This window comes from Nocardioides campestrisoli (genome assembly GCF_013624435.2).
Lineage (GTDB): Bacteria > Actinomycetota > Actinomycetes > Propionibacteriales > Nocardioidaceae > Nocardioides > Nocardioides campestrisoli.
This window is the reverse complement of sequence record NZ_CP061768.1, coordinates 2730122-2754051: the sequence shown is the minus strand read 5'-3', so window position 1 is coordinate 2754051 and position 23930 is coordinate 2730122. Positions and strand designations below refer to the sequence as shown.

Here is a 23930-nt window from a genome sequence, read left to right as displayed (position 1 = left end):
TGATCCGAACCAAAGGACCTGCCCATGCAGAATGAGGTCATCCGGGCGGCGGGTGGGGAGCTCAACCCCCTCATCCCGCACCCGATCGAGATCGTCCTCGCCGCAGTCTTCTTCACCATCCTCGTGGTGCTGGTGAAGAAGTTCGTGATGCCTGCCTTCGAGGAGACGTACGCCCAGCGCACGGCTGCCATCGAGGGTGGACTGTCCGCGGCCGAGACCAAGCAGGCCGAGGCCGACGCCAAGCTGGCCGAGCTGGAGAAGCAGCTCGCCGACGCCCGGCACGAGGCCGCGCGCATCCGTGAGGAGGCGCGTGAGCAGGGTGCTGCGATCGTGGCGGAGATGCGGGAGCAGGCCCAGGCCGAGGCCACCCGCATCGTCGAGCACGGCAAGACGCAGATCGAGGCCGAGCGCCAGCAGGCGGTCACCTCCCTCCGCGCGGAGGTCGGGACCCTGGCCACGGGTCTCGCTGGTCGGATCGTCGGTGAGAGCCTGGACGACGAGGACCGGCAGCGCCGGGTCGTCGACCGCTTCCTCGCTGAGCTGGAAGGCGCCAGCTGATGTCCTTGCGAGGTGCTTCTGCCGAGACGTACGCCGCACTGTCCGGGGCGGTCGACACCGCCCTGGCCGGTGGGGCGGACGCGGCGCGGGTCGGCGACGACCTGTTCTCGGTGGCCGAGGTGCTCCGCAGCGAGCCGGGCCTGCGCCGGATCGCGACCGACGTGTCGGTCGACTCCTCGGCCAAGGCCGGGCTCGCGCGGCAGATCTTCGGTGGCAAGCTCTCCGACGACGCACTCGTCGTCGTGGAGTCGGCCTTCGCCCGCCGGTGGACCCAGGTCCGCGACCTGGCCTCCGCGCTGGAGGAGCTGGGTGTCCGTGCGGTCGTGACCTCGGCCGGCTCGGACTCCGGTCGGCTCGCCGACGAGCTGTTCGCACTCTCCGAGCTGCTCGACGCCAACCCCGAGCTGCGCAGCGCGCTCGCCGACCCGGCCCGGAGCCGGGAGGACAAGCGGGCGCTGCTCCGCGGTCTGCTGGAGGGCCGGACGCTGCCGTCCACCCTCACCCTGGCGGACCAGGCGCTGGCCGGGACCTACCGCACCGTGGTCGCGGCGCTGGACAGCTACCAGCAGCTCGCCGCCTCGATCCACGGCCAGAAGGTCGCGACCGTGCGGGTGGCCAGGCCGCTCGACGAGCGTGACACCGAGCGTCTGGAGGCGGCACTGCGCCGCCAGTACGACCGCGAGATCCACCTCAACATCGTCGTCGACCCCGAGGTCATCGGCGGGATCCGGGTCGAGATCGGTGACGACATCATCGACGGCACCGTCTCCACGCGTCTGGACGACGCTCGTCGCGCACTCGCCGGCTGAGCCGGCCCACCAGGGCCAACACACCAAGAACTTCGAGCACACGAAAGTTAGGATGAGGAAATGACGGAGCTTTCGATCCGTCCGGACGAGATCCGGGACGCGCTGCAGCGCTTCGTGTCGGACTACAAGCCCGAGACTGCAAGCCGCGAAGAGGTCGGCACCGTGGCCGAGGCCGCGGACGGTATCGCCCGCGTGACCGGCCTCCCGTCCGTCATGGCCAACGAGCTGCTCGAGTTCGAGGACGGCACGCTCGGCATCGCGCTGAACCTCGACACCCGCGAGGTCGGCGTCGTGATCCTGGGCGACTTCGACAAGATCGAGGAGGGCCAGCCGGTCCGCCGCACCGGGGAGATCCTCTCCGTGCCGGTCGGCGACGGCTACCTCGGCCGCGTGGTCGACCCGCTCGGCAAGCCGATCGACGGGCTCGGCGACATCGAGACCTCCGGTCGTCGTGCGCTCGAGCTCCAGGCGCCGGACGTGATGCAGCGCAAGTCGGTGCACGAGCCGCTCGCCACCGGCATCAAGGCGATCGACGCGATGACCCCGATCGGCCGCGGCCAGCGCCAGCTGATCATCGGCGACCGCGCGACGGGCAAGACCACCATCGCGATCGACACGATCATCAACCAGAAGCAGAACTGGGAGTCCGGCGACCCGGACAAGCAGGTCCGCTGCATCTACGTCGCCATCGGTCAGAAGGGCTCGACCATCGCCTCCGTGCGTGGCGCCCTCGAGGAGGCCGGTGCCCTGGAGTACACGACCATCGTGGCCTCCCCGGCGTCCGACTCGGCCGGCTTCAAGTACCTGGCGCCGTACACCGGCTCGGCCATCGGCCAGCACTGGATGTACGACGGCAAGCACGTCCTCATCGTCTTCGACGACCTGACCAAGCAGGCGGAGGCCTACCGCGCCGTGTCGCTGCTGCTGCGCCGCCCGCCGGGCCGTGAGGCCTACCCGGGTGACGTCTTCTACCTGCACTCGCGGCTGCTCGAGCGTTGCGCCAAGCTCTCCGACGAGATGGGCAAGGGCTCGATGACCGGCCTGCCGATCATCGAGACGAAGGCCAACGACGTCTCGGCGTTCATCCCGACCAACGTCATCTCGATCACCGACGGCCAGATCTTCCTGCAGTCCGACCTGTTCGCGGCCAACCAGCGCCCGGCGATCGACGTGGGTGTCTCGGTCTCGCGCGTGGGTGGCTCGGCGATGACCAAGGCGATGAAGGCCGTCACCGGCTCGCTCAAGGTCGACCTGGCCCAGTTCCGGGCCATGGAGGCGTTCGCGATGTTCGCCTCGGACCTCGACGCCGCCTCGCGTCAGCAGCTCGACCGCGGTCAGCGCCTGATGGCCCTGCTCAAGCAGCCGCAGTACTCGCCGTACCCGCTGGAGGAGATGACCGTCTCCCTGTGGATCGGTACGTCGGGTCGCCTGGACAAGGTGCCCACCGACGACGTGCTGCGCTTCGAGACCGAGTTCCTCGACTACCTGCGCCGCTCGCACGAGGGCATCCTCGCGGGCATCCGCGAGACCCAGAAGTTCGAGGACTCGACCGAGTCGCAGCTGGCGTCGGCCTACGACTCCTTCCTCGACCAGTTCGAGACCTCGGACGGCCAGTCGATCAAGGCCGGCAAGGAGGAGCACGTCGCTCTCGAGGACGAGGACGTCGAGCAGGAGCAGATCGTCAAGCAGAAGCGGGGCTGAGGCATGGCTCTCTCGGTACGCGAGTACCGCGCGCGGATCAAGTCGACGGAGTCGATGAAGAAGATCACGCGTGCCATGGAGCTCATCGCCGCGTCTCGGATCATCAAGGCGCAGCAGCGGGCCCAGTCGGCCGCGCCGTACGCCCGGGAGTTGACTCGTGCGGTCTCGGCGGTGGCGACGTTCTCCAACGTCGACCACCCGCTCACCACCGAGCCGGCGGAGGCCCGGCGGGCTGCGGTGCTGGTCGTGACCAGCGACCGCGGCCTCGCCGGGGCGTACTCCTCCAACGTGCTCAAGGAGGCCGAGCGCCTCGTCGAGCGGCTCCGCGAGGAGGGCAAGGAGGTCGACCTCTACGTCACCGGTCGCAAGGCGGAGGGCTACTACAAGTTCCGCCAGCGTGAGGTGGCGCAGGCCTGGACCGGCTTCTCGGACCAGCCGACCTACGACGCGGCCGCCGAGATCGGCGCCACCCTGATCGGGGCGTTCCTCAACGAGGATCCCGACGCCGACGGGGACGTGGCGAAGCCGGTCGACGAGGTGCACGTGGTCTTCACCCGGTTCCGCTCGATGCTCATCCAGGAGCCGCAGGCCGTGCGCATGCTGCCGCTGGAGGTCGTCGAGGGCGGGGAGCCGGGCTCGCACGTCGAGCTGCTGCCCCTCTACGAGTTCGAGCCCTCGGCCTCGGAGGTGCTGGACGCCCTGCTGCCGCGCTACGTCCAGAGCCGGATCTACTTCGCCCTCCTGCAGGCGGCCGCCTCCGAGCTGGCCGCACGGCAGAAGGCGATGAAGTCGGCGACCGACAACGCGGACGAGCTCATCAAGAAGTACAAGCGAATCGCCAACCAGGCACGCCAGGCTGGCATTACCCAGGAAATCAGCGAGATCGTCGGTGGCGTCAACGCCCTCGCCGACGCCAACGCCGGGAGTGAGTGAGAAGAATGACTGCCACTGTGGAAGAGACGAACGCCACCGGCGCAGCCGGCGGCATCGGACGGATCTCGCGCGTCATCGGCCCGGTCGTGGACATCGAGTTCCCGACCGACGCGATGCCGGCGATCTACAACGCGCTCAAGGTCGACCTGACCCTGGGTGACCAGACCCAGACCATCACCCTCGAGGTCGCTCAGCACATCGGGCACGGCATGGTCCGTGCCATCTCGATGAAGCCGACCGACGGCCTGGTCCGCGGCGCGCAGGTCACCGACACCGGGGGCCCGATCTCGGTCCCCGTCGGCGACGTGACGCTCGGCCGGGTGTTCAACACCACCGGTGACTGCCTGAACCTGGCCGAGGGCGAGACCCTCGAGGTCAAGGAGCGGTGGGGCATCCACCGCAAGGCGCCCGCGTTCGACCAGCTCGAGTCGAAGACCCAGATGTTCGAGACCGGCATCAAGGTCATCGACCTGCTCACCCCGTACGTGCAGGGTGGCAAGATCGGCCTGTTCGGTGGTGCGGGCGTCGGCAAGACCGTCCTCATCCAGGAGATGATCGCCCGCGTCGCCAAGGACCACGGCGGCGTCTCGGTGTTCGCCGGTGTCGGTGAGCGCACCCGTGAGGGCAACGACCTCATCGTCGAGATGGAGGAGGCCGGCGTCATCGGCCAGACCGCCCTCGTCTTCGGCCAGATGGACGAGCCGCCGGGCACGCGTCTGCGGGTCGCCCTCGCCGCGCTGACCATGGCGGAGTACTTCCGCGACGTGCAGCAGCAGGACGTGCTCCTGTTCATCGACAACATCTTCCGGTTCACCCAGGCCGGCTCCGAGGTGTCGACGCTGCTCGGCCGGATGCCGTCCGCGGTGGGCTACCAGCCCAACCTGGCCGACGAGATGGGTCAGCTCCAGGAGCGGATCACCTCGACGCGTGGTCACTCGATCACCTCGATGCAGGCGATCTACGTGCCGGCCGACGACTACACCGACCCGGCGCCGGCGACCACGTTCGCGCACCTGGACGCCACGACCGAGCTCTCCCGTGAGATCGCGTCGCTCGGCATCTACCCGGCCGTGGACCCGCTGACCTCGACGTCGCGGATCCTCGACCCGCAGTACATCGGCAAGGAGCACTACGACTGCGCCATCCGGATCAAGCAGATCCTGCAGCGCAACAAGGAGCTCCAGGACATCATCGCCATCCTCGGTGTCGACGAGCTGTCCGAGGAGGACAAGGTCATCGTGTCCCGGGCGCGCCGCATCCAGCGGTTCCTGTCCCAGAACACCTACGTGGCCAAGCAGTTCACCGGCATCGAGGGCTCGACCGTCCCGGTCAAGGACACCATCGAGGCGTTCAACAAGATCGCCGACGGTGACTACGACCACGTGGCCGAGCAGGCGTTCTTCATGTGCGGCGGTCTCGACGACGTCGAGGCCAAGTGGGCCGAGATCCAGAAGAACCTCTGATGGCTGACTCGCTGCTGCAGGTTGAGCTCGTCGCCGCCGACCGCCTCGTGTGGTCGGGCCAGGCGAAGATGGTCATCGCCCGGACCACGGAGGGTGACGTCGGCATCCTGCCGAGCCACGCCCCGATGCTGGCGCTGATCATCGAGGGCGTCGTCGACGTGCAGACCGCCGAGGGAGAGACGTGGGTCGCGGCTGTCGACTCCGGCTTCCTGTCGGTGGCCGACAACCGGGTCTCGATCCTGTCGGAGCGCATCGAGCTCTCCCACGAGATCGACCTGGAGAAGGCACGCCAGGACTACGAGCGGGCCAAGTCCGCCGGCGAGAACGACGACGAGGCGGCCGAGGCCGTGCGTCGCGCCGAGGCTCGGATCCGCGCGGTGGAGAGGGCTTCCTGACGGAGCCGAAGTACGTCCCAGTAGGGTGAGCACGCACGGGTGACCGGTGTGCTCACCCTGCTGCATTTGGTCCAGCAAGACGACGGGGTACAGCCCCCGCAAGGAGGTGGGATGCCGGCCTGGCTCGTGGCGCTGGACGTCGTGGGCGTCCTGCTGCTCCTGGTGCTGTGCTACGGGATCGCGCTGGTGGTGCGACGGCGGACGCTCTCGCGGCACGGAGGCACGTTCGAGCTCAGCTACCGCGCGCGCAGCACGGACCGGCAGGGCCGGGGCTGGGTGCTCGGCATGGGCCGCTACACCGGTGACTCGCTCGAGTGGTTCCGGATCTTCTCCCTCTCGCCGCGTCCCTCTCAGGTCTGGCAGCGCGACCACATCAGCTACGCCGGGCAGCGCCGGACCGAGGGTGCGGAGCAGGTGTCGCTCTACGCCGACCACGTCGTGGTCTCCTGCAGCACCACGCAGGGGACGGTCGAGCTGGCGATGAGCCCCTCGTCCCTCATGGGCTTCCAGGCATGGCTCGAGGCGGGACCGCCCGGGACGAACTGGGACCTCCGGCCGGTCCGCTGACCGGCCGGGCCCTCCGCCTCAGTCGCGCTCGCCCCCCGGCACCCACAGCACGTCGCCCTGGGCGGTGTTGGCGTGCCGGGCCAGGATGAAGAGCAGGTCCGAGAGCCGGTTCAGGTACTTGATGGCCAGCACGTTCATCGTCTCCTCGTGCTCGGCCCAGGCCGCCCAGGCGGAGCGCTCCGCGCGGCGAGCGACGGTGCGGGCCAGGTGCAGGTACGCCGCTCCCGGGGTGCCCCCGTTGAGGATGAACGAGCGGAGGTTGGGCAGGTCGGCGTTGAACTCGTCGCACCACGCCTCCAGGCGGTCGACGTACTCCTGCTCGATGCGCAGCGGCGGGTACTCGGGGTCGGGGACGACGGGGGTGCAGAAGTCGGCGCCGACGTCGAAGAGGTCGTTCTGGATCCGGGTCAGCACCCGCTGGACGGGCTCGTCCAGCCCGCCTGCGGCCAGCGCGACGCCGATCGCCGCGTTCGCCTCGTCGACGTCGGCGTACGCCGCCAGTCGAAGGTCGGTCTTGGAGGTCTCGCTCATGTCTCCGAGACGGGTCGAGCCGGCGTCGCCGGTGCGGGTGTAGATGCGGGTGAGGTTGACCATGGCGTTGAGCGTACCTGCGCGAAGTGCGGTCCCGAACACCTGAGAGGGCACTGTCACATACGCCTCGTCCGTCCCAGTATCGCCCGAGATCGGGGATGTCTGGTCGGTAATCGGACGGGGAGTTCCGCCGACGAAATTACTTGGTGGCGGCGGACAACCCAAACAGGGTACGAACACGTCTAGGTGATTGAGTTCACATTGCTGAGTGGGCGGTGACCGGGGGCGCGGTTCCCGGGACGGCTCCAGCAACCGGCGATCGGGCGCCGGGAAAGGGGTGACCATGGAGATCATGGCGGAGGGTGCGACGCTGGTGCTGAGCGGGGACTTCGACGTACGCAGCACCTGGGAGGTGCGCGACGCGGTGTACCGGCACCTGGAGCAGTACCGGGACCAGGACGTGGTCGTGGACCTCTCCGGCGTCCGCTCGGTGGACGTCACGGCCCTGAGGCTGCTCGCGGTGGCCACGCGCCAGGCGGTCCGGGACGGTCATCGGCTCACGCTGCGCGGGTGCGGTCCCGCGGTCCGGCGGATGCTCCACGTCTCGCGGCTGATCCGGGTCGTGGAGGTCGAGCGGGGCGCGGTCACGGCCTGAGCGCCGGAGGAGCGAGACTGCGCGCGCACGCGCGTGAGGTGGTCGTAGCATCCTCCTATGACTGAGCCCCAGCACGCCAAGGACCGTCCCTGGGTGATGCGCACCTACGCCGGCCACTCGACCGCCGCGGCGTCCAACGCGCTCTACCGCAACAACCTGGCGAAGGGTCAGACCGGTCTGTCGGTCGCCTTCGACCTGCCGACCCAGACGGGCTACGACCCGGACTCCCCGCTGAGCCGGGGCGAGGTCGGCAAGGTGGGCGTGCCGGTGCCGCACCTGGGCGAGATGCGGCGCCTGTTCGAGGACATCCCGCTCACCGCGATGAACACCTCGATGACCATCAACGCCACCGCGATGTGGCTGCTGGCGATGTACCAGGTGGTGGCGGAGGAGCAGAACCCCGAGCTCGAGCCCACCGAGGTGGCCGCCCAGCTCGCCGGGACCACCCAGAACGACATCATCAAGGAGTACCTGTCCCGGGGGACCTACGTCTTCGGGCCCGAGCACTCGCTGCGCCTGACGGCGGACATGATCGCCTACACCGTCAACAACATCCCGCAGTGGAACCCGATCAACATCTGCAGCTACCACCTGCAGGAGGCCGGGGCGACGCCGGCGCAGGAGCTGGCGTACGCGTTGTGCACCGCCATCGCCGTCCTCGACCAGGTGCAGGAGAGCGGCCAGGTCTCCGAGGCCGACTTCGAGCGCGTCGTCGGGCGGATCTCCTTCTTCGTCAACGCCGGGGTGCGGTTCGTGGAGGAGACCTGCAAGATGCGGGCCTTCGTCCAGCTCTGGGACGAGATCACCCGGGAGCGCTACGGCGTCCAGGACCCCAAGATGCGGCGCTTCCGCTACGGCGTCCAGGTCAACTCGCTGGGGCTGACCGAGGCCCAGCCGGAGAACAACGTGCAGCGGATCGTGCTGGAGATGCTCGGCGTCACGCTCTCCAAGAACGCCCGCGCCCGGGCCGTGCAGCTGCCGGCCTGGAACGAGGCGCTCGGCCTGCCGCGGCCCTGGGACCAGCAGTGGTCGCTGCGCCTGCAGCAGGTGCTCGCCTTCGAGTCCGACCTGCTGGAGTACGAGGACATCTTCGACGGCAGCCACGTGATCGAGGCGAAGGTCGCCGAGCTGGTCGCCGGTGCCCGGGCCGAGATGGACCGGGTGCAGGCGATGGGCGGCGCCATCGCGGCCGTCGAGTCGGGCTACATGAAGTCCGAGCTGGTCTCGGCACACGCCGCGCGCCGGGCCCGGATCGAGGCCGGCGACGAGGTGATCGTCGGGGTCAACAAGTTCGAGACCACCGAGCCCTCCCCGCTGACCGCGGACCTCGACGGCGCCATCCAGACCGCGGACCCGGCAGCCGAGCAGGCCGCGCTGGACAGCGTGCGGGCGTGGAAGGCGGGGCGCGACGAGGCCGAGGTGGCCGAGGCGCTCCAGCGTCTGGCCGCCGACGCCAAGACCGACAAGAACCTGATGGAGGCCACGCTGGCCGCGGCCCGGGCGGGTGTCACCACGGGGGAGTGGGCGGGCACGCTGCGCGAGGTGTTCGGCGAGTTCCGCGCCCCCACCGGTGTGACCGGGGCCGTCGGCGTGGCCGAGGCGGGCGACGAGCTGACCGCGGTACGCGACCGGGTCGCGGCGACGGGGGAGGAGCTGGGCGGCCGGCTGCGGCTGCTGGTCGGCAAGCCGGGGCTCGACGGTCACAGCAACGGCGCCGAGCAGGTCGCCGTCCGGGCCCGCGACGCGGGGTTCGAGGTGGTCTACCAGGGGATCCGGCTCACCCCGGAGCAGATCGTCGCCGCGGCCGTGGCCGAGGACGTGCACTGCGTGGGGCTCTCGATCCTCTCGGGCTCGCACATGGAGCTGGTCCCGGCCGTGCTCGAGGGGCTGCGCGAGGCCGGCCTCGGCGACCTGCCGGTGATCGTGGGCGGGATCATTCCTGAGTCCGACGGCAAGGCGCTGATCTCCGCGGGTGTTGCGGCGGTCTACACGCCCAAGGACTTCGGGCTCACCGAGATCATGGACGGCATCGTCGACGTGATCCGGCGCGCGAACGACCTGGACTGACGCACCGGGCTCACCTGCGCGGACCTGAGACGGTTCGCGCAGGTGAGGTTAGGCAACCCTTCTCTCTGCTACCGTCGGGGGCATGGGGAAGAGCAAGCAGAAGCGGGCCGACGAGTCCGTGGCGCGCCTGCCCAAGAAGAAGTGCTGCGAGTCCAAGGACCGCTGCGGCCGCTGCCCCCTGCGGATGCTCAAGGAGGGCACGCTGCCCGAGGGCTTCACCGTGCACAAGCGTCGCCTGGTCCGGGTCGAGGACAAGCCGGTCAAGGGGAGCAAGAAGAGCAAGTCCCCCAAGAAGACCGCGGCCTGACCCGGCGGCCGGCCGCCCGGAGCTCAGAAGAGCCGGTGCTCCGCGTCGTCCATCCCACGCAGGGCGTCGTAGTCGACCACCGCACAGGCGATGCCGCGGTCGGTGGCGAGCACCCGCGCCTGGGGCTTGATCTCCTGGGCCGCGAAGACACCGCGGACCGGCCCCTTGGCGGTGAGCAGAGGGTCGCGGTTGAGCAGCTCGAGGTAGCGGGTCAGCTGCTCGACGCCGTCGATGTCGCCGCGGCGCTTGATCTCCACCGCCACGCTGAGACCGTCCCGGTCCCGGCACATCAGGTCCACCGGACCGATGGCGGTGGGGAACTCCCGGCGTACCAGGGTCAGGCCGTCCTGGAGGGTCTCCGGGTGCTCGGCGAGCAGCTCCTGCAGGTGCTTCTCCACCCCGTCCTTGACCAGGCCGGGGTCGATGCCGAGCTCGTGGGTGGACTCGTGGTGCACCTCCTCGATCAGGATCCGCAGGGTGTCGCCGTTCTTCCCGGTCACCGTCCACTCCAGCCGCGGCTCGCCGTCGACCTCCGTGGTGCCCTCGCGCACCGTGCACGGCGGCGACATCCAGTTCAGCGGCTTGTAGGAGCCGCCGTCGCTGTGCACCAGCACCGAGCCGTCGGACTTCAGCATCAGGACCCGGGTGGCCATCGGCAGGTGGGCGGTCAGCCGACCGGCGTAGTCGACCTGGCAGGTGGCAACGACGAGTCTCACGGGCGTGCAATCTACCCGCCCTGGTCCGGGAGCCCGGCGCGGGCAGGTGAGGCGGCACAAAAGTGTGGGCCATCGTCGACTATGTTCGTTTATCGGACAATAGGTGGCAGTGATCTCCGTCCACCAGGTGATTCATCGCTACTGGCCAGTAGGTGCGTGTCATCATGCCGCCATGACTGAGACCGCCGCCTCCCACGAGCAGATCAGCAGCACGCTGGTCCTGCCCTACCTGAACCACGCGCTCCGGATGTTCGCCGAGGGCTACGCCTCGCGCGCCGACATCGACGCGGCCATGCGCTTCGGCTGCGGCTACCCCCAGGGCCCCCTGAGCACCGTCGAGGAGCTGGGCCTGGAGAGCGTCCGGGACCAGCTGGCCGCGATGTACGCCGACTCCGGGGACGAGCTGCACCGGCCGGCGGGCCTGCTGGAGAGCCTGGTCGCCGCGGGCGGTGGCACGGTGGAGTCCCAGGACGGGGCTGCCGTCTCCGCGGAGCCGCAGCTGCGGCACGAGATCCGCACGGTCGGCGTGGTCGGCACCGGCACGATGGCCTCGGGCATCGTGGAGGTCTTCGCCAAGAGCGGCTACGACGTGGTCTTCGTCGGCCGCAGCCAGGAGAAGCTCGACGGGGTGCTCGCGCTGATCGCCAAGTCGCTGGACAAGGCGATCTCGCGCGGCAAGCTCGACGAGGCGACCAAGGGCGACGTGCTCGGCCGGCTCACCGGCGCGACCGAGCGCGAGGCCCTGGCGGACGTCGACCTCGTGGTCGAGGCGATCGCGGAGGACCTGGCGATCAAGACCGAGCTCTTCGGTGACCTGGACCGGATCTGCAAGCCGGGGACGATCCTCGCGACCACGACCTCCTCGCTGCCCATCTCCGCCTGTGCCGCTGCGACGTCGCGTCCGGAGTGGGTCATCGGCATGCACTTCTTCAACCCGGCGCCGGTGATGAAGCTGGTCGAGGTGGTCACCACCGAGCTCACCGACGCCGACGTGGACGAGAGCGTCCGGGCGCTGTGCGCCAAGGTCGGGAAGGTCGCGGTCTCCTGCGGCGACCGGGCCGGGTTCATCGTCAACGCGCTGCTCTTCCCGTACCTCAACGACGCGGTGAAGATGCTCGAGAGCGGCCAGGCGGACATGACCACGATCGACACCGCGATCAAGGAGCAGGCGGGCTTCCCGATGGGGCCCTTCGAGCTGCTCGACGTCGTCGGCAACGACGTCTCGCTGGCCATCCAGAAGGAGCTGCACGCCGAGTTCAAGCACCCGGGGTTCGCGCCCGCCCCGATGCTGGAGACGGTCGTCGCCGACGGGCACCTGGGTCGCAAGACCCGCCGCGGCTTCCACGACTACTCCTGATCCGCGCTCCTGGTCGTGACCGACGCCCGGGCTGGGATCAGCGCCGCGCGTCGGTCACGATCGCGGCCAGCCGAGCCCGGGTGTTGATGTCCAGCTTGCGGTAGATGTGCGTCAGGTGGGTGTCCACCGTGCGCGGGGAGACGAAGAGCTCCTCGGCGATCTGCCGACTGGTCAACCCGTCGGCGACCCGCTCGGCCACGATGAGCTCGGCCTTCGTCAGCGCGGCCAGCGCCGAGGAGGTCGGCGACGCCCCGCTGGACGGGACAGGAGCCGACCGGCCCAGCACCAGGTCCGCGACCTCCGCGACCCCGGCGGGCGTGAGGTGGCCCTGCTCGAGCCACCCGGCGGGGAACGTGCGGGCCGGCGTCGGCCGGCGCCGGGCGGTGAGCCCCCACGCGGCCGCCTGGCGGTGCTGACGGATCTGTGCCGCGGCGGCGGCCAGGTACGGGGCTTCGGGCTGCCCGGTCTCCTCCGCGAGCCCGGCGAGCCCGTCCAGGGCGTCGGCGACCCGCAGCGGCATCGGCATGCTGGCGGCCCGCTCCAGCGCGGCCAGGAAGGTGTGCGCAGCCTGCACGAGGTCGCCTTCGGCGAGCAGGGCGTGAGCGAGCATGAGGCGGGCTTCGACGCCGTCGCGGCCGAGCTGACTGCCGTCGGCCAGGACCACCACGTCGGCCGCCAGGCCGGCGGCGTGCGAGGCGTCGCCGGCCTCCAGCAGGTCCCGTGCGTCCTGGGCCAGGACCGGGAGCCGCACCGCCCAGGGGAGGACCTCGCGGTCGACCGTGGTCACCGGCGCCGAGGGGTCGACCTGCCGCAGCAGGGTCTCGGCCAGCAGGCGTACCCGGTCCTCGGCGAGCTGGCGGGACTCCGCGATGGCGGTGCGCGCCGCGGCCTCAGCCTCTGCCAGGCGGCCTCGTTCCAGAGCGACCCGGCCGAGCAGGGTGCGGGCGGAGAGGCTGATCCAGCGCTCCTCGTTGCCGTCGTGGGTGGGGATGATCCGGGCCGCCAGGGTCGCGGCCTCGGCGAGCTCGCCGCGCGCCACCAGGACGTCGACCAGGGTGCGGGTGGCCTGCCGGACGATGGAGCGGCCGCTGGGGTCGAGCTCGATCGCCCGGCGTGCCTCCTGCCGGGCGCGGGTGAAGTCGCCGGCGTCCAGGTGCATCTCCGCCCGGATGGAGGCGGTGCGCGCCAGCTCCAGCCCCGGGTCCGTCGCGGCCCGGGCGTGCTCGTCGGCACGGTCGAGCAGCCACAGCCCCTCGTAGGTGCCGCGCACCTCGGAGGCGGCGATGCCGGCGCGGCGGGCCACCTGGGCGCCGATCGCCCCCGGACCGTCACCACTGACCAGGACCCCCTCCAGGATCTCCACCGCCTCACGGGCGCGCATAGCGGTGTAGAGGGAGGAGAAGACCCGGTTGGCCAGCTCGTAGCCCAGGTCCCGTGTCTCCGGCTCGGAGGCCGCGGCCTGGATCGCCGCCCGCATCGCCGGCAGGTCGCGCAACCAGGGCGCGTCCCCCGCGCCGAAGTTGGTGTCCTCGGGGGCGACGGAGTCGGCCCACGCGACCAGCGCCCGGCGGGTGGCGGGGCCGTCGCCGTGCTCCTCGCCCAGGGAGGCGCCGTGCTGACGGATGGGGGAGAGCATGTCGAAGCGGCCGTCCGGCAGCAGCTCCACCAGGCTGCGACGGACCAGGGCGGCCGCCAGCTCGCCGGTGCAGCCCCGGTCGACCTCGGTGATCGCGGCGAGGACGTCGATCGAGATCGGGAACGGCACCTGGGCCAGCCGGCGGAAGCACCGCTGCTGCTGCGGGCGGAGCAGGTCGTAGGAGGCCTGGACGGCGGTGGACAGGGTGGTCGCGGGGGCGGCGTTGGCCGCGCCGAGCAGCGCGATCTGCACCGCGGTCTGCTCGATGATCAGCGGCAGCCCGCCGGTCGCGCGCAGGAGGCGGCGTACGGCGTCGGGGTGTGCCAGCAGGTCCTCGGTGCGTCCGCCGGCGGCGGCCACCCGGGCGGTCAGCAGCTCGACCGCGGGCCCGGTGAGCGGGTCGCCCCGGCCGGGGACCGGCAGCGGGCCGAGGCGGAGGACCCGCTCATGCGCCTGGCCCGAGGAGGCCCGGGCGGTCACGGCGAGCCGGCCGCCGCTGGTCGCCTCCACCACCTCCTGGAGCAGCGGGCCGAGGTCCTCGTGCTCGAGCTCGAGGCCGTCGACCACCAGGACCGACCCGCTCCCGTCCAGGGCGCGGCCCAGGGCTCCCTCGGCGCTGTCGCCGGGGGCGGACTCCGCGTCGAGCTCGCGCAGGCACGCGGCCAGCACCTCGTCGCTGCTGCGCAGGCCCGCGGCGTTGACCCAGGCGACGCGCTCGTGGTCGGCCAGCGTGTGCCTGAGCAGGAAGGTCTTGCCGCAGCCAGGCGGCCCCACGAGGCTGACCCAGCGCGAGGACACCAGCGCGGACTCCAGAGCGCTCCTGGCCCTGGATCGTCCGAGACACGGTGTCAGCACCCTGCAGAACCTATCGGTACTGCTGACGCGATTACGTAGGACTACCGATGTCCGAAGGTCCCGAGTCGGGGGAGAGTTGGGGCAACGCTCGCCAGAGCCGGCCCGATCGGGGGACAGGCCGGCCCGGGGGAGTCGTGACAGGTGGCCGCGGGCGTCGGGGGGATGGCCGCGGCCACCTTGCGGTCCGGTGACGGCCCTTCCCGCGCCGCGTACGCTTGGGCCATGGAATACCTCCTCCTGGTGCTCGTCGTGGTGGCTGCCGTGGGTGTGGTGGCAGCGACGTCCCGTTCCTCGCGCCGGCGCGCCGAGGAGCGGGCCGCGGCGGAGCTCGCTCCCGTCCGGCGGCTGGTCGACGAGGACGTCACCGCGCTGGGGGTCGAGCTGCAGGAGCTCGACCTGGAGATGGCCGGGCGCGAGCTCGAGGCGGGGGCCAACGCCGACTACCAGCGGGCCCTGGACGCCTACGAGTCGGCCAAGCTGGCCGCGGAGAGCCTCACGGCGCCGAACCAGGTGCGACACGTGACCGAGATCCTCGAGGACGGCCGGTACGCGATGGCCTGCGTGCGGGCCCGGGTTGAGGGCGAGCCGCTGCCGACCCGACGTCCTCCCTGCTTCTTCGACCCGCGCCACGGCCTCTCGGTCGCCGACGTCTCGTGGACCCCGCCCGGCGGAGCGACCCGCGACGTCCCGGCCTGTGCGCTGGACGTCGAGCGTGTTCGCGCCGGGGCCGAGCCCGACATCCGCAAGGTGATGGTCGGCGCCCAGCGCGTGCCGTACTGGCAGGGGGGCAAGGCCTACCAGCCCTACGCGATGGGCTACTACGGCTCGTTCGGACCCATGCAGTGGATGTTCGTGGGCATGCTCTTCAGCGGTGGGCTCGACGGCCTGGGTGAGGGCCTGGGCGCCCTGGGCGAGGGTGTCGGCGACATGTTCGACGGCCTCGGCGAGGGCCTGGGCAACATGTTCGACGGCTTCGACTTCTGAGGTGACTCGGACGACAGGGCCCGCGCCGGCCCGCACGAGCCTGCACACGACCGTCCTGGGCGAGGGGGAGCCCCCCGTGGTCTTCTGCCACGGACTCTTCGGCCAGGGACGGAACTGGACCCAGATCGGCAAGGAGCTCGCCGCCGACCACCACCGGGTCACCCTGGTCGACCTGCCCAACCACGGACGCTCCGGCTGGACCGACGAGGTCGACCTGGTCGCGGACGCGGACCGGGTGGCCGACCTCCTGGCCGAGGGCCCGCCCGCCGTGCTGGTCGGGCACTCCATGGGCGGCAAGGTGGCGATGCTCACCGCGCTGCGGCACCCCGAGGTCGTGGAGCGGCTGTGCGTCGTCGACATCGCTCCCGTCTCGTACCGCCGGGTGGGCGAGTTCGCCGGTTTCATCGAGGGGATGCTCGGGCTCGACCTGACCAGCGTGGAGCGACGCAGCGACGCGGACGAGCAGCTGGCGAGCCACGTCGAGGACCCCAGCGTGCGGGCCTTCCTCCTGCAGAACCTCCGCCGCGAGGGGGACGGCTGGCGTTGGCAGGCCAACCTTCCGCTGCTGGGGGAGCAGCTCGGGGCGATCGGTGGCTGGCCCGAGGATCGGCTCGGCGACGTCTCGCCCTATCCAGGCCCGGTGCTCTGGCTGGCAGGAGCGAACTCCGCCTACGTCCGTGACGAGCACGCCCCGGCGATGGAGCGGTGGTTCCCCCGCGTGCGCCGGGTGACGGTGAAGAACGCAGGCCACTGGGTGCACTCCGAGCAGCCCGAGGTGTTCCTTGCCGTGCTGCGGCGGTTCATCGCCGCCGGCCGCGAAGACTGACCGGCCCGGCCCCCGCGGGGGGCCGGGCCGGTCGATCGGGTTCGTCCGACGCGCTCGGCGGTTCCGCTCAGTCCTCGTCGGCGAAGCCCGCGACCACGTCGCGCAGGGCTCCGAGCTGCGCGGTGATGGCGTCCCGGCGCTTCGACATCCGGTCGACCTCGGCCCTGATCGCGGCCAGCTCACGCTCCGCCTCGGCGTGACCGCTGGTGGCGATCGACTCGGCCTGGGTCTTGGCGGAGGTCACGATCTGCTGGGCCTCGCGGCGGGCCCGGGACAGCATGGCGTCCGCCTCGTGCTGCGCCTGCTGCCGCTGGCTGGTGGCCTGGGTGATGGCCTCGCGGGCCCGCTTCTCCGCGGCCTCGGCCCGCTCCTCCGCCTCCTTGACCAGCCGCGCGGTCTCGGCGGTGGCGTTGGAGTGGTGCTCGGTCGCCTCGCGCGCCAGCCGCTCCTTCTCCACGGCCAGGGTGCGGCGTGCCTCCTGCACCTCCCGGTCGGCCGCAGCACGCGCCTGCTCGGCCTCCCGCTTGGCGGTGGTGCGCAGGTCGTTGGTCTCCTGCTGGGCGGCCAGGCGCAGCTGCTCCGCCTCGCGCTTGGCGGCGGCCCGCAGGTCCTCCGCCTCGGCCCGGGCGAGCGTCCGCTCCTGCTCCGCGTCGGCCATCATCCGGGTGCGGCTCTCCTCCAGCTCCTTGAGCTGGACGATCCGCATGTCCTCGGCCTCGCGAGCGGCCTCGGCCTTGATCGCGCGGGCGTCGCGGTGCGCCTGGTCGCGGATCTCCTGGGCGTCGCGCTCGGCCGCGGCGCGGACGTCGGCGGCCTCGTCCTCGGCCAGCTTGAGCATCGACGCGGCGCGCCCGCCCAGACCGGCGTACGTCGGGGTCTCGACCTCGGCCAGGGAGCGGCGCACCTGCTCGAGCTCGGCCTCCAGGCTCCTCATCCGTTCCTGGGCCTCGCTGAGCCCGGAGACCGCGGAGGTCCGTTCGGCCAGCAGGCTGCGGACGGCGCGGTCCACGGCGTCCTTGTCGTAGCCGCCTCGCCGCACCATCGGGAACTCGGGGGCGGACAGGGCGGCGGTCGGTGCCTGACGCGCTGCTGCCCCGGCCTGGATCCCGGTGCTCTGGGTCGCGATGGCCTGGGTCGCGGTGGCCTGGGTCTCGGTGGCCTGACCTCCCGCGGACTGGCCACCGGTGGGCCGGCTCGCGGAGGCGGCGGGCGCCTTCGCTGAGGGCGTCTTGGCTGCCGGCGTCCTGGTGGTGGACGGCGCGGCCGGGGCCGCCTTCACGGCGGGCTGGACCTGGGTCCGTTCGGCGGCGGACTCGGACGACGCTTTCGCGGTCGCGGGCGTCTCGAGACGCTGGGTGGGCTGGTCGTCGGGGAGCTCCCCGGACTCGTCCTGGTCGAAGATGGACAGGCCCTCGTCGCGGCTCATGTGCAGGGCACCCCTTCTGGGTTCGGCGCGGTTGTGATGCTCGGTCCAGTGTGACTGATGCAGACAACGAAAACACCCCGGCTCGCGGGACTTCCAGGGCAGGAGGTCCCCGGGCCGGGGTGTTCTCGGTAACAGTCGGGATCAGACGCCGCGGAACCGGTTGATCGCGGTCTCGTGCTCGGCCCGCATCTCCGGGTTCCGGACGCCCATGCCCTCCTCGGGGGCCAGGCAGAGGACGCCGACCTTGCCCTGGTGGGAGTTCTTGTGCACGTCGAGCGTGGCCTGCCCGACCTCGTCCAGGGTGTAGGTCCGCGACAGCGTCGGGTGGATCTTGCCCTGGGCGATCAGGCGGTTGGCCTCCCACGACTCGCGGTAGTTCGCGAAGTGCGAGGAGATGATCCGCTTGAGGTTCATCCACAGGTAGCGGTTGTCGTACTCGTGCATGTAGCCCGAGGTGGAGGCACAGGTGGTGATGGTGCCGCCCTTGCGGGTGACGTAGACGCTCGCGCCGAACGTCTCGCGGCCCGGGTGCTCGAAGACGATGTCGATGTCCTCGCCGCCCGTGAGCTCACGGATCTTGGCCCCGAACCGCTTCCACTCCTTCGGGTTCTGCTGGGTGCCCTCCTCGTTCCAGAACTTGTAGTCCTCCTCGGAGCGGTTGATGATCAGCTCGGCCCCCATGGACCGGGCGATCTTCTCCTTCTCCTCGTTGGAGACCACGCAGACCGGGGTGGCGCCGCCGTTGAGGGCGTACTGCGTGGCGAAGCCGCCGAGGCCGCCCGAGGCGCCCCAGATCAGGACGTTGTCGCCCTGCTTCATGTTGCCGCCGTTGGCGCTGACCAGCTGGCGGTAGGCGGTGCAGTTGACCAGCCCGGGGGAGGCGGCCTCCTCCCACGTCAGGTGCTCCGGCTTGGGCATCAGCTGGTTGGCCTTGACCATGGCGACGTCGGCCAGGCCGCCGAAGTTGGTCTCGAAGCCCCAGATCCGCTGCGAGGGGTCGAGCATGGTGTCGTTGTGGCCGTCGGGCGCCTCGAGCTCCACCGAGAGGCAGTGCGCCACGACCCGGTCGCCCGGCTTCCACTTGGTCACGCCGGCACCCACCGCGAGCACGACGCCGGACAGGTCGGAGCCGACCACGTGGTAGGGCAGGTCGTGCCGCGCGCCCAGGTCGGACTCCCGGCCGTAGCGCTCCAGGAACCCGAAGGTCGAGACCGGCTCGAAGATCGAGGTCCACACCGTGTTGTAGTTGATCGCGGAGGCCATGACCGCGACGAACGCCTCGCCTGGCCCGAGCTCGGGCAGGGCCACGTCCTCGACGTGGATCGACTTGCGGGGGTCCTTGTCCCGGGTGGCGATGCCCTCGAACATGTCGACCTCGTCCTTGTGCACCGTGGCGGCGCGGTAGGACTCGGGGAGCTCGAGGTTGGCGAAGTCCTCCGGGGCCGTGTCATCGGCGAGGATCGCGTCGAGGATGTTCTGCACTGGATTCGTCTCCTAGGGCGGGTGGTGAGGTGCGGCGAAGATTACCGGTCGGTAACCGGACTGGAACCGATTGTGCGTCAGGTCATACCCATTTCTGGGTGACAGCCCGCATGGATGGCCGGGCGGCGAGGCGGAATCAGTGCGCGGCGGGGTCCGCAGCGGGCTCGACGAGCTCGACCAGGACGCCGCCGGCGTCCTTGGGGTGGACGAAGTTGATCCGGGAGCCGGCCGTGCCCCGCTTGGGTGCGTCGTACAGCAGGCGCACGCCGCGGCTGCGCAGCACCTCGCTGACCGCCTCCACGTCGGTGACCCGGTAGGCCAGCTGCTGCAGGCCGGGGCCGGAGCGGGCGAGGAACTTGGCGATCGTGGAGCTGTCGTTCAGGGGCGCGAGGAGCTGGATGGCGGAGCCGGAGTCGCCGACGGCGACCATCGCCTCGCGCACGCCCTGCTCCTCGTTGGTCTCCTCGTGCGTGACGTGCATGCCGAAGGTGTCGCGGTAGAACGCGATGGCCTCGTCCAGGTCCGGCACGGCGATGCCGACGTGGTCGATGGCGGTGAACAGGTGGTCCGGGATCTCCAGCGGTGTGCTCATGGCGCCTATGGTCGCCTCTCGTCCCGGGCCACGGACAGTGGGTCCACATCAGGGACATCCCGGGCACCCCGCGGGGACCGGGTTAGGCTCGCTTCATCCACACGCCAGCACAGGAGGCATCTGAGCATGTCAGGCACCACTTCCGTCATTGTCGCGGGGGCGCGCACCCCGATCGGTCGCCTCCTGGGCGGCCTGAAGGACCAGAGCGCGGCCGACCTGGGCGGCGTCGCGATCAAGGGCGCCCTGGAGAAGGCCGGTGTCTCCGGTGACCAGGTCGAGTACGTCATCATGGGCCACGTGATCCAGGCCGGCACCGGCCAGATCAGCGCTCGTCAGGCGGCCGTCAAGGGTGGTGTGCCGATGGCCGTCCCCGCGCTGACGATCAACAAGGTGTGCCTCTCCGGCATCAACGCGATCGCCCTGGCCGACCAGCTGATCCGCGCGGGCGAGCACGAGATCGTGGTGGCCGGCGGGATGGAGTCGATGACCCAGGCCCCGCACCTGCTGCCGAAGTCGCGCGAGGGCTTCAAGTACGGCGACACCACGCTGGTCGACTCGATGGCCTACGACGCCCTCTTCGACCAGTTCACCAACCAGGCGATGGGGCTGCTCACCGAGGAGTGCAACGCGGCGAGCGCCAACCTGACCCGCGAGGAGCAGGACATCTTCGCCGCGCGCAGCCACCGGCTGGCGGCCGAGGCGCAGAAGAACGGCGTCTTCGACGCGGAGATCGTGCCCGTCACCGTCAAGTCCCGCCGGGGCGAGGTCACCGTCGACACCGACGAGGGCGTGCGGGCCGACACCACCGCCGAGTCGCTGGCCGGACTGCGTCCCGCGTTCTCCAAGGACGGCACCATCACGGCCGGCACGGCCTCGCAGATCTCCGACGGCGCCTGCGCCGTCGTGGTGATGAGCAAGGCCAAGGCCGAGGAGCTCGGGCTGACCTGGCTGGCCGAGATCGGCGCCTCGGGCCAGGTCGCCGGCCCCGACTCGACCCTGCAGCTGCAGCCCGCCGCCGCCATCGCCAAGGCGGTGGAGAAGGAGGGCATCTCCGCCCAGGACATCGACCTGTTCGAGATCAACGAGGCGTTCGCAGCCGTGGGGATCTCCTCGGCCCGCGAGCTCGGCGTCGACGAGGAGAAGGTCAACGTCAACGGCGGCGCCATCGCGCTGGGCCACCCGGTCGGCATGTCCGGGGCCCGGATCGTGCTCCATCTGGCGCTGGAGCTCCAGCGCCGCGGCGGCGGCACCGGCGCGGCCGCGCTGTGCGGCGGCGGCGGTCAGGGCGACGCGCTGATCATCCGGGTCCCGCAGGCGTGACCTCGCAGACCGGGGGCCGACGCCGCACGGCGTCGGTCCCCGATCTCGTCTCCGGGGCCAGGGCCGGCGACCCCCGGGCGGTCGCCCGGCTGGTCTCGCTGGTCGAGGACGAGTCGCCCTGGCTGCGCGAGGCGATGGCGGCCCTGGCGCCCCACGCCGGCCGGGCACACGTCGTGGGGATCACCGGCTCGCCGGGGGTGGGCAAGTCCACCTCGACGAGCGCGCTGGTCGGGGCGCTGCGGCGGGCCGGCAAGCGGGTGGCGGTGCTCGCCGTCGACCCGTCCTCCCCGTTCTCCGGCGGCGCGCTGCTGGGGGACCGGGTGCGGATGGCCGACCACGCCACCGACCCCGGCGTGTTCATCCGCTCCATGGCCTCCCGCGGGCACCTCGGCGGCCTCTCCTGGGCCACGCCCCAGGCCGTCCGGGTCCTCGACGCGGCGGGCTACGACGTGGTGCTGGTGGAGACCGTCGGGGTCGGTCAGAGCGAGGTGGAGGTGGCCGGTCTGGCCGACACCACCCTGGTGCTCCTGGCCCCGGGCATGGGGGACGGGATCCAGGCTGCGAAGGCCGGGATCCTGGAGATCGGTGATCTCTACGTGGTCAACAAGGCCGACCGGGACGGAGCGCACCAGGTACGCCGCGACCTACGCACCATGCTCTCGCTCGGTGACCGGCGCGAGGGCGACTGGAAGCCCCCGGTGCTGAGCACGGTCGCGCGCACCGGCGAGGGGATCGACGAGGTGGCCGAGCAGGTGCGGGCACACCTGGAGTGGTCCACCAGCACCGGGAGCCTCGCGGCGCGTCGCCGGCGACGGGCCCGGCGCGAGGTCGAGGCGATCGCCGTGGCCTCGCTGCGCGGCCGGTGGGCCGGGCTGCACGGGCACGCCTCGCTCGACGCCCTCGCCGAGGAGGTGGCCGACGGGCGCACCGATCCGTACGCCGCCGCGGACCGCCTGCTGGACGCGGTCCCCTGACTAACGGGGCGCCGACCGGTACCTGACGGGTGTCCGCCTGCTGATCAGGCGCGCAGATTGCACGCGCGCCTGCAGACCGGGATGCCCGCGAGGTGGTAGCAATGGCTCGTTCTGTGGTCTGGACCGGATGGAGACTCCGACATGAACGCCAAGAAGGCGATCCTCGCGCTGCTCGTGGTCTTCCTCGGGTTCTGGATGTTCACCGACCCCGACGGCCTCGCCGAGGCCGCGGAGTCGACGGCCAGCACCCTGTGGGACCTCCTGATCGACCTCTTCGAGGCGGTCATCGCCTTCTTCGGGGAGCTGGGGCAGTGAGCCCCGCGCCTCGCCGCCGGGCGCGCCCGAGGCCGTGATGGGCGGGCTCACCGACCCCGACATCGGGCAGTACCTGCTGCGGGACGAGGGCGAGGTGGTGGTCGACGAGGTGCGCCACCACTGGACGGCCTACGTGCGCGCCGTGCTGGAGCTGGCCCTCGCGGGAGCCCTGCTGGCCACCACGCCGTTCGTGCACATCGACCTCGCCTGGCTGCCGATGCTGGTGGCCGGGGCGATCGCCCTGCACGGGACCTACCTGGCGCTGGGCGAGCACATGGACCGGTTCGTGATCACCAACATGCGTGTCTTCCGGGTGCACGGGGTCTTCTCCCGGCAGCACGCCACGATGCCGCTCTCCCGGATCCTCGACATCACCGTGAGCAAGCCGTTCGTGGGGCGGATCTTCGGCTACGGACACTTCTGCTTCGAGTCCGCCGCCCAGGAGCAGGGACTGCGGGACATCCGGTTCGTGGGGCGGCCCAACGAGCGGGACCACGCGATCCAGCGGGTGGTGCAGCGCTCCGGGCTGCGGGGCCCGAAGGTCATCAACTAGCCCGGGGGACGGCTACCTGTCCTGGGTGAAGATGGTCTGCCCGCTGACCGCGGCCGAGCCGCTGCTGGCCAGGAACAGCGTGACGGTCGCGACCTGCTCCGCCCGGGGAGAGGCGGAGATCCGGCGCAGCGTCATCAGCGACCCCTCGTCCGCGGCACTCGTCGATGCGGCGTGCGGCCGGGGCTGGGCGGGGACGGTGAGGCGTCCGGGGGAGAGCACGGTGTTGACCCGAGCCCCCAACCGGGACCAGGCACGGCCGGCGCGCTCGGTGTGCGCGACCAGCTCGGACTGGGCGTCCGCCGGGGTCTGGGTCAGCTCGAGCCAACGCAGGGTGGCGGCGGTGTGGATCACCGCGCCGCCGCCCGGGGCGGCGGAGGAGTAGAGACGCTGCCTCAGCTGCTGGGTGAGTCGCATCGGGCCGACGAACCCGAGGCGGGCCGAGTGCGCCATGAACTCGCGCTCGTGCTCCTCCAGGGTGTTGTCGAGCCGGGCGCCGGCGGCGTTGACCAGGACGTCGACGGCACCGATCCGGTCGACGAACGAGTCGATCGCATCGCTGCTGGTCAGTCGCAGCTGGTGATAGTCGAAGCGGGACAGGTCCGCGTCGTAGAGCGACGGCAGGATCTTGCAGCCGGTGATGGAGACGCGGGCGCCGGTCTCCAGGAACGCCTGCGCGATGACGAGGCCGAGGCCGCGCGTCCCGCCGGTGACCAGCACGTGTCTTGAGCTGAAGTCAAACCCGACGTCGATCACGACATCCCCTCCAGGAACGACGAATGACGCAGGGCGGCATGGCCAACCCTGCGGCTATGAGAAGACCCACCTTGCGGCAGTAGATGGGCTCGGGAGTTTCTACCACTCTGGGAGGGTCGCTGGGAAGGGTCGGTCCAGACCTGATGGAATGAGTC

24 protein-coding genes are annotated in these 23930 nt (G+C 71.1%); 17 read left to right on the top strand and 7 right to left on the bottom strand.

What is annotated here, in order from left to right:
* Positions 1-24: 24 nt before the first annotated feature.
* The 7 genes from H8838_RS12915 to H8838_RS12885 all read left to right on the top strand — a co-directional run bounded on the left by H8838_RS12915 (position 25) and on the right by H8838_RS12885 (position 6426).
* Positions 25-558, top strand: a complete 534-nt coding sequence (locus H8838_RS12915; protein WP_181312840.1) for a F0F1 ATP synthase subunit B — start codon at positions 25-27, stop codon at positions 556-558.
* Positions 558-1367 carry a F0F1 ATP synthase subunit delta gene (locus H8838_RS12910; RefSeq protein ID WP_181312839.1) on the top strand — a complete coding sequence of 270 codons (810 nt, stop codon included), beginning with the start codon at positions 558-560 and terminating at the stop codon, positions 1365-1367. The genes H8838_RS12915 and H8838_RS12910 overlap by 1 nt, the downstream gene beginning before the upstream one ends.
* A 60-nt stretch (positions 1368-1427) precedes the next feature.
* The gene (atpA, locus tag H8838_RS12905; protein WP_181312838.1) at positions 1428-3068 is read left to right on the top strand and encodes a F0F1 ATP synthase subunit alpha; all 1641 of its coding nucleotides are present in this window, start codon (positions 1428-1430) and stop codon (positions 3066-3068) included.
* A 3-nt stretch (positions 3069-3071) separates the two neighbouring features.
* Positions 3072-4001 carry a F0F1 ATP synthase subunit gamma gene (locus H8838_RS12900; RefSeq protein WP_181312837.1) on the top strand — a complete coding sequence of 310 codons (930 nt, stop codon included), beginning with the start codon at positions 3072-3074 and terminating at the stop codon, positions 3999-4001.
* 5 nt (positions 4002-4006) lie between these two features.
* The gene (gene atpD / locus H8838_RS12895) at positions 4007-5464 is read left to right on the top strand and encodes a F0F1 ATP synthase subunit beta (RefSeq protein ID WP_181312836.1); all 1458 of its coding nucleotides are present in this window, start codon (positions 4007-4009) and stop codon (positions 5462-5464) included.
* Positions 5464-5859, top strand: coding sequence for a F0F1 ATP synthase subunit epsilon (locus H8838_RS12890; RefSeq protein WP_181312835.1), 396 nt, complete (start codon positions 5464-5466; stop codon positions 5857-5859). Before atpD ends, H8838_RS12890 begins: the two co-directional genes overlap by 1 nt.
* Before the next feature lie 111 nt (positions 5860-5970).
* Complete coding sequence (locus tag H8838_RS12885) at positions 5971-6426, top strand: DUF2550 domain-containing protein (RefSeq protein WP_181312834.1); 456 nt, start codon at positions 5971-5973, stop codon at positions 6424-6426.
* A gap of 18 nt (positions 6427-6444) precedes the next feature.
* Here the strand turns inward: H8838_RS12885 and H8838_RS12880 are convergent, their stop codons facing one another.
* Positions 6445-7020 carry a cob(I)yrinic acid a,c-diamide adenosyltransferase gene (locus H8838_RS12880; protein WP_185995818.1) on the bottom strand — a complete coding sequence of 192 codons (576 nt, stop codon included), beginning with the start codon at positions 7018-7020 and terminating at the stop codon, positions 6445-6447.
* A gap of 280 nt (positions 7021-7300) precedes the next feature.
* On the opposite strand from H8838_RS12880, the gene H8838_RS12875 reads away from it, so the two are divergent.
* The 3 genes from H8838_RS12875 to H8838_RS12865 all read left to right on the top strand — a co-directional run bounded on the left by H8838_RS12875 (position 7301) and on the right by H8838_RS12865 (position 9986).
* Positions 7301-7612, top strand: a complete 312-nt coding sequence (locus tag H8838_RS12875) for an STAS domain-containing protein (protein WP_181312832.1) — start codon at positions 7301-7303, stop codon at positions 7610-7612.
* Positions 7613-7669: 57 nt separating this feature from the next.
* On the top strand, positions 7670-9679 hold the full coding sequence (locus H8838_RS12870; RefSeq protein WP_181312831.1) for a protein meaA: 2010 nt from the start codon (positions 7670-7672) through the stop codon (positions 9677-9679).
* 82 nt (positions 9680-9761) lie between these two features.
* On the top strand, positions 9762-9986 hold the full coding sequence (locus H8838_RS12865) for a hypothetical protein (RefSeq protein ID WP_181312830.1): 225 nt from the start codon (positions 9762-9764) through the stop codon (positions 9984-9986).
* Positions 9987-10009: 23 nt separating this feature from the next.
* On the opposite strand, the gene nucS is transcribed toward H8838_RS12865, so the two are convergent.
* Complete coding sequence (nucS, locus tag H8838_RS12860) at positions 10010-10702, bottom strand: endonuclease NucS (RefSeq protein ID WP_181312829.1); 693 nt, start codon at positions 10700-10702, stop codon at positions 10010-10012.
* Positions 10703-10874: 172 nt separating this feature from the next.
* Between nucS and H8838_RS12855 the strand changes: the two genes are divergently transcribed.
* A complete protein-coding gene (locus H8838_RS12855) occupies positions 10875-12059 on the top strand; it encodes a 3-hydroxyacyl-CoA dehydrogenase NAD-binding domain-containing protein (RefSeq protein WP_185995819.1) in 1185 nt (394 codons plus the stop codon).
* A gap of 37 nt (positions 12060-12096) precedes the next feature.
* Here the strand turns inward: H8838_RS12855 and H8838_RS12850 are convergent, their stop codons facing one another.
* A complete protein-coding gene (locus H8838_RS12850; RefSeq protein WP_185995820.1) occupies positions 12097-14493 on the bottom strand; it encodes a helix-turn-helix transcriptional regulator in 2397 nt (798 codons plus the stop codon).
* A 279-nt stretch (positions 14494-14772) separates the two neighbouring features.
* Here H8838_RS12850 and H8838_RS12845 point away from each other — a divergent pair, with 279 nt between their 5' ends.
* Together H8838_RS12845 and H8838_RS12840 are read left to right on the top strand one after the other, a co-directional pair.
* Positions 14773-15534: a hypothetical protein gene (locus tag H8838_RS12845; protein WP_185995821.1), complete on the top strand. Its 762-nt coding sequence runs from the start codon at positions 14773-14775 to the stop codon at positions 15532-15534.
* Position 15535: 1 nt separating this feature from the next.
* Positions 15536-16360 carry an alpha/beta fold hydrolase gene (locus H8838_RS12840; RefSeq protein ID WP_185995822.1) on the top strand — a complete coding sequence of 275 codons (825 nt, stop codon included), beginning with the start codon at positions 15536-15538 and terminating at the stop codon, positions 16358-16360.
* Positions 16361-16427: 67 nt separating this feature from the next.
* Here H8838_RS12840 and H8838_RS12835 read toward each other — a convergent pair whose 3' ends face one another.
* The 3 genes from H8838_RS12835 to mce all read right to left on the bottom strand — a co-directional run bounded on the left by H8838_RS12835 (position 16428) and on the right by mce (position 19860).
* On the bottom strand, positions 16428-17786 hold the full coding sequence (locus tag H8838_RS12835) for a coiled-coil domain-containing protein (protein WP_185995823.1): 1359 nt from the start codon (positions 17784-17786) through the stop codon (positions 16428-16430).
* A gap of 141 nt (positions 17787-17927) precedes the next feature.
* Positions 17928-19268: a crotonyl-CoA carboxylase/reductase gene (gene ccrA, locus H8838_RS12830; protein ID WP_181312823.1), complete on the bottom strand. Its 1341-nt coding sequence runs from the start codon at positions 19266-19268 to the stop codon at positions 17928-17930.
* A gap of 136 nt (positions 19269-19404) precedes the next feature.
* Complete coding sequence (gene mce / locus H8838_RS12825) at positions 19405-19860, bottom strand: methylmalonyl-CoA epimerase (RefSeq protein ID WP_181312822.1); 456 nt, start codon at positions 19858-19860, stop codon at positions 19405-19407.
* 126 nt (positions 19861-19986) lie between these two features.
* Between mce and H8838_RS12820 the strand changes: the two genes are divergently transcribed.
* The 4 genes from H8838_RS12820 to H8838_RS12805 all read left to right on the top strand — a co-directional run bounded on the left by H8838_RS12820 (position 19987) and on the right by H8838_RS12805 (position 23022).
* Positions 19987-21180 (top strand): acetyl-CoA C-acetyltransferase, encoded by a 1194-nt coding sequence (locus H8838_RS12820; RefSeq protein ID WP_181312821.1) that lies wholly within the window; start codon positions 19987-19989, stop codon positions 21178-21180.
* Positions 21177-22154 carry a methylmalonyl Co-A mutase-associated GTPase MeaB gene (meaB, locus tag H8838_RS12815; RefSeq protein ID WP_181312820.1) on the top strand — a complete coding sequence of 326 codons (978 nt, stop codon included), beginning with the start codon at positions 21177-21179 and terminating at the stop codon, positions 22152-22154. The genes H8838_RS12820 and meaB overlap by 4 nt, the downstream gene beginning before the upstream one ends.
* Before the next feature lie 141 nt (positions 22155-22295).
* A complete protein-coding gene (locus tag H8838_RS12810; protein WP_181312819.1) occupies positions 22296-22469 on the top strand; it encodes a hypothetical protein in 174 nt (57 codons plus the stop codon).
* A 37-nt stretch (positions 22470-22506) separates the two neighbouring features.
* Positions 22507-23022, top strand: a complete 516-nt coding sequence (locus tag H8838_RS12805) for a PH domain-containing protein (RefSeq protein ID WP_185995824.1) — start codon at positions 22507-22509, stop codon at positions 23020-23022.
* Positions 23023-23034: 12 nt separating this feature from the next.
* Here the strand turns inward: H8838_RS12805 and H8838_RS12800 are convergent, their stop codons facing one another.
* A complete protein-coding gene (locus H8838_RS12800; RefSeq protein WP_185995825.1) occupies positions 23035-23775 on the bottom strand; it encodes an SDR family NAD(P)-dependent oxidoreductase in 741 nt (246 codons plus the stop codon).
* Positions 23776-23930 lie beyond the last annotated feature (155 nt).

What these genes read in the sequence shown, in the direction of transcription:
- H8838_RS12900 (WP_181312837.1), top strand. Translation starts at nt 3,072, where the DNA reads ATGGCTCTCTCGGTACGCGAGTACCGCGCGCGGATCAAGTCGACGGAG.
- H8838_RS12915 (WP_181312840.1), top strand. Translation starts at nt 25, where the DNA reads ATGCAGAATGAGGTCATCCGGGCGGCGGGTGGGGAGCTCAACCCCCTC.
- H8838_RS12835 (WP_185995823.1), bottom strand. Translation starts at nt 17,786, where the DNA reads ATGAGCCGCGACGAGGGCCTGTCCATCTTCGACCAGGACGAGTCCGGG.
- H8838_RS12865 (WP_181312830.1), top strand. Translation starts at nt 9,762, where the DNA reads ATGGGGAAGAGCAAGCAGAAGCGGGCCGACGAGTCCGTGGCGCGCCTG.
- H8838_RS12880 (WP_185995818.1), bottom strand. Translation starts at nt 7,020, where the DNA reads ATGGTCAACCTCACCCGCATCTACACCCGCACCGGCGACGCCGGCTCG.
- H8838_RS12845 (WP_185995821.1), top strand. Translation starts at nt 14,773, where the DNA reads ATGGAATACCTCCTCCTGGTGCTCGTCGTGGTGGCTGCCGTGGGTGTG.
- H8838_RS12855 (WP_185995819.1), top strand. Translation starts at nt 10,875, where the DNA reads ATGACTGAGACCGCCGCCTCCCACGAGCAGATCAGCAGCACGCTGGTC.
- H8838_RS12810 (WP_181312819.1), top strand. Translation starts at nt 22,296, where the DNA reads ATGAACGCCAAGAAGGCGATCCTCGCGCTGCTCGTGGTCTTCCTCGGG.
- atpA (WP_181312838.1), top strand. Translation starts at nt 1,428, where the DNA reads ATGACGGAGCTTTCGATCCGTCCGGACGAGATCCGGGACGCGCTGCAG.
- mce (WP_181312822.1), bottom strand. Translation starts at nt 19,860, where the DNA reads ATGAGCACACCGCTGGAGATCCCGGACCACCTGTTCACCGCCATCGAC.
- H8838_RS12870 (WP_181312831.1), top strand. Translation starts at nt 7,670, where the DNA reads ATGACTGAGCCCCAGCACGCCAAGGACCGTCCCTGGGTGATGCGCACC.
- H8838_RS12885 (WP_181312834.1), top strand. Translation starts at nt 5,971, where the DNA reads ATGCCGGCCTGGCTCGTGGCGCTGGACGTCGTGGGCGTCCTGCTGCTC.
- atpD (WP_181312836.1), top strand. Translation starts at nt 4,007, where the DNA reads ATGACTGCCACTGTGGAAGAGACGAACGCCACCGGCGCAGCCGGCGGC.
- H8838_RS12890 (WP_181312835.1), top strand. Translation starts at nt 5,464, where the DNA reads ATGGCTGACTCGCTGCTGCAGGTTGAGCTCGTCGCCGCCGACCGCCTC.
- H8838_RS12875 (WP_181312832.1), top strand. Translation starts at nt 7,301, where the DNA reads ATGGAGATCATGGCGGAGGGTGCGACGCTGGTGCTGAGCGGGGACTTC.
- H8838_RS12820 (WP_181312821.1), top strand. Translation starts at nt 19,987, where the DNA reads ATGTCAGGCACCACTTCCGTCATTGTCGCGGGGGCGCGCACCCCGATC.
- H8838_RS12805 (WP_185995824.1), top strand. Translation starts at nt 22,507, where the DNA reads ATGGGCGGGCTCACCGACCCCGACATCGGGCAGTACCTGCTGCGGGAC.
- H8838_RS12910 (WP_181312839.1), top strand. Translation starts at nt 558, where the DNA reads ATGTCCTTGCGAGGTGCTTCTGCCGAGACGTACGCCGCACTGTCCGGG.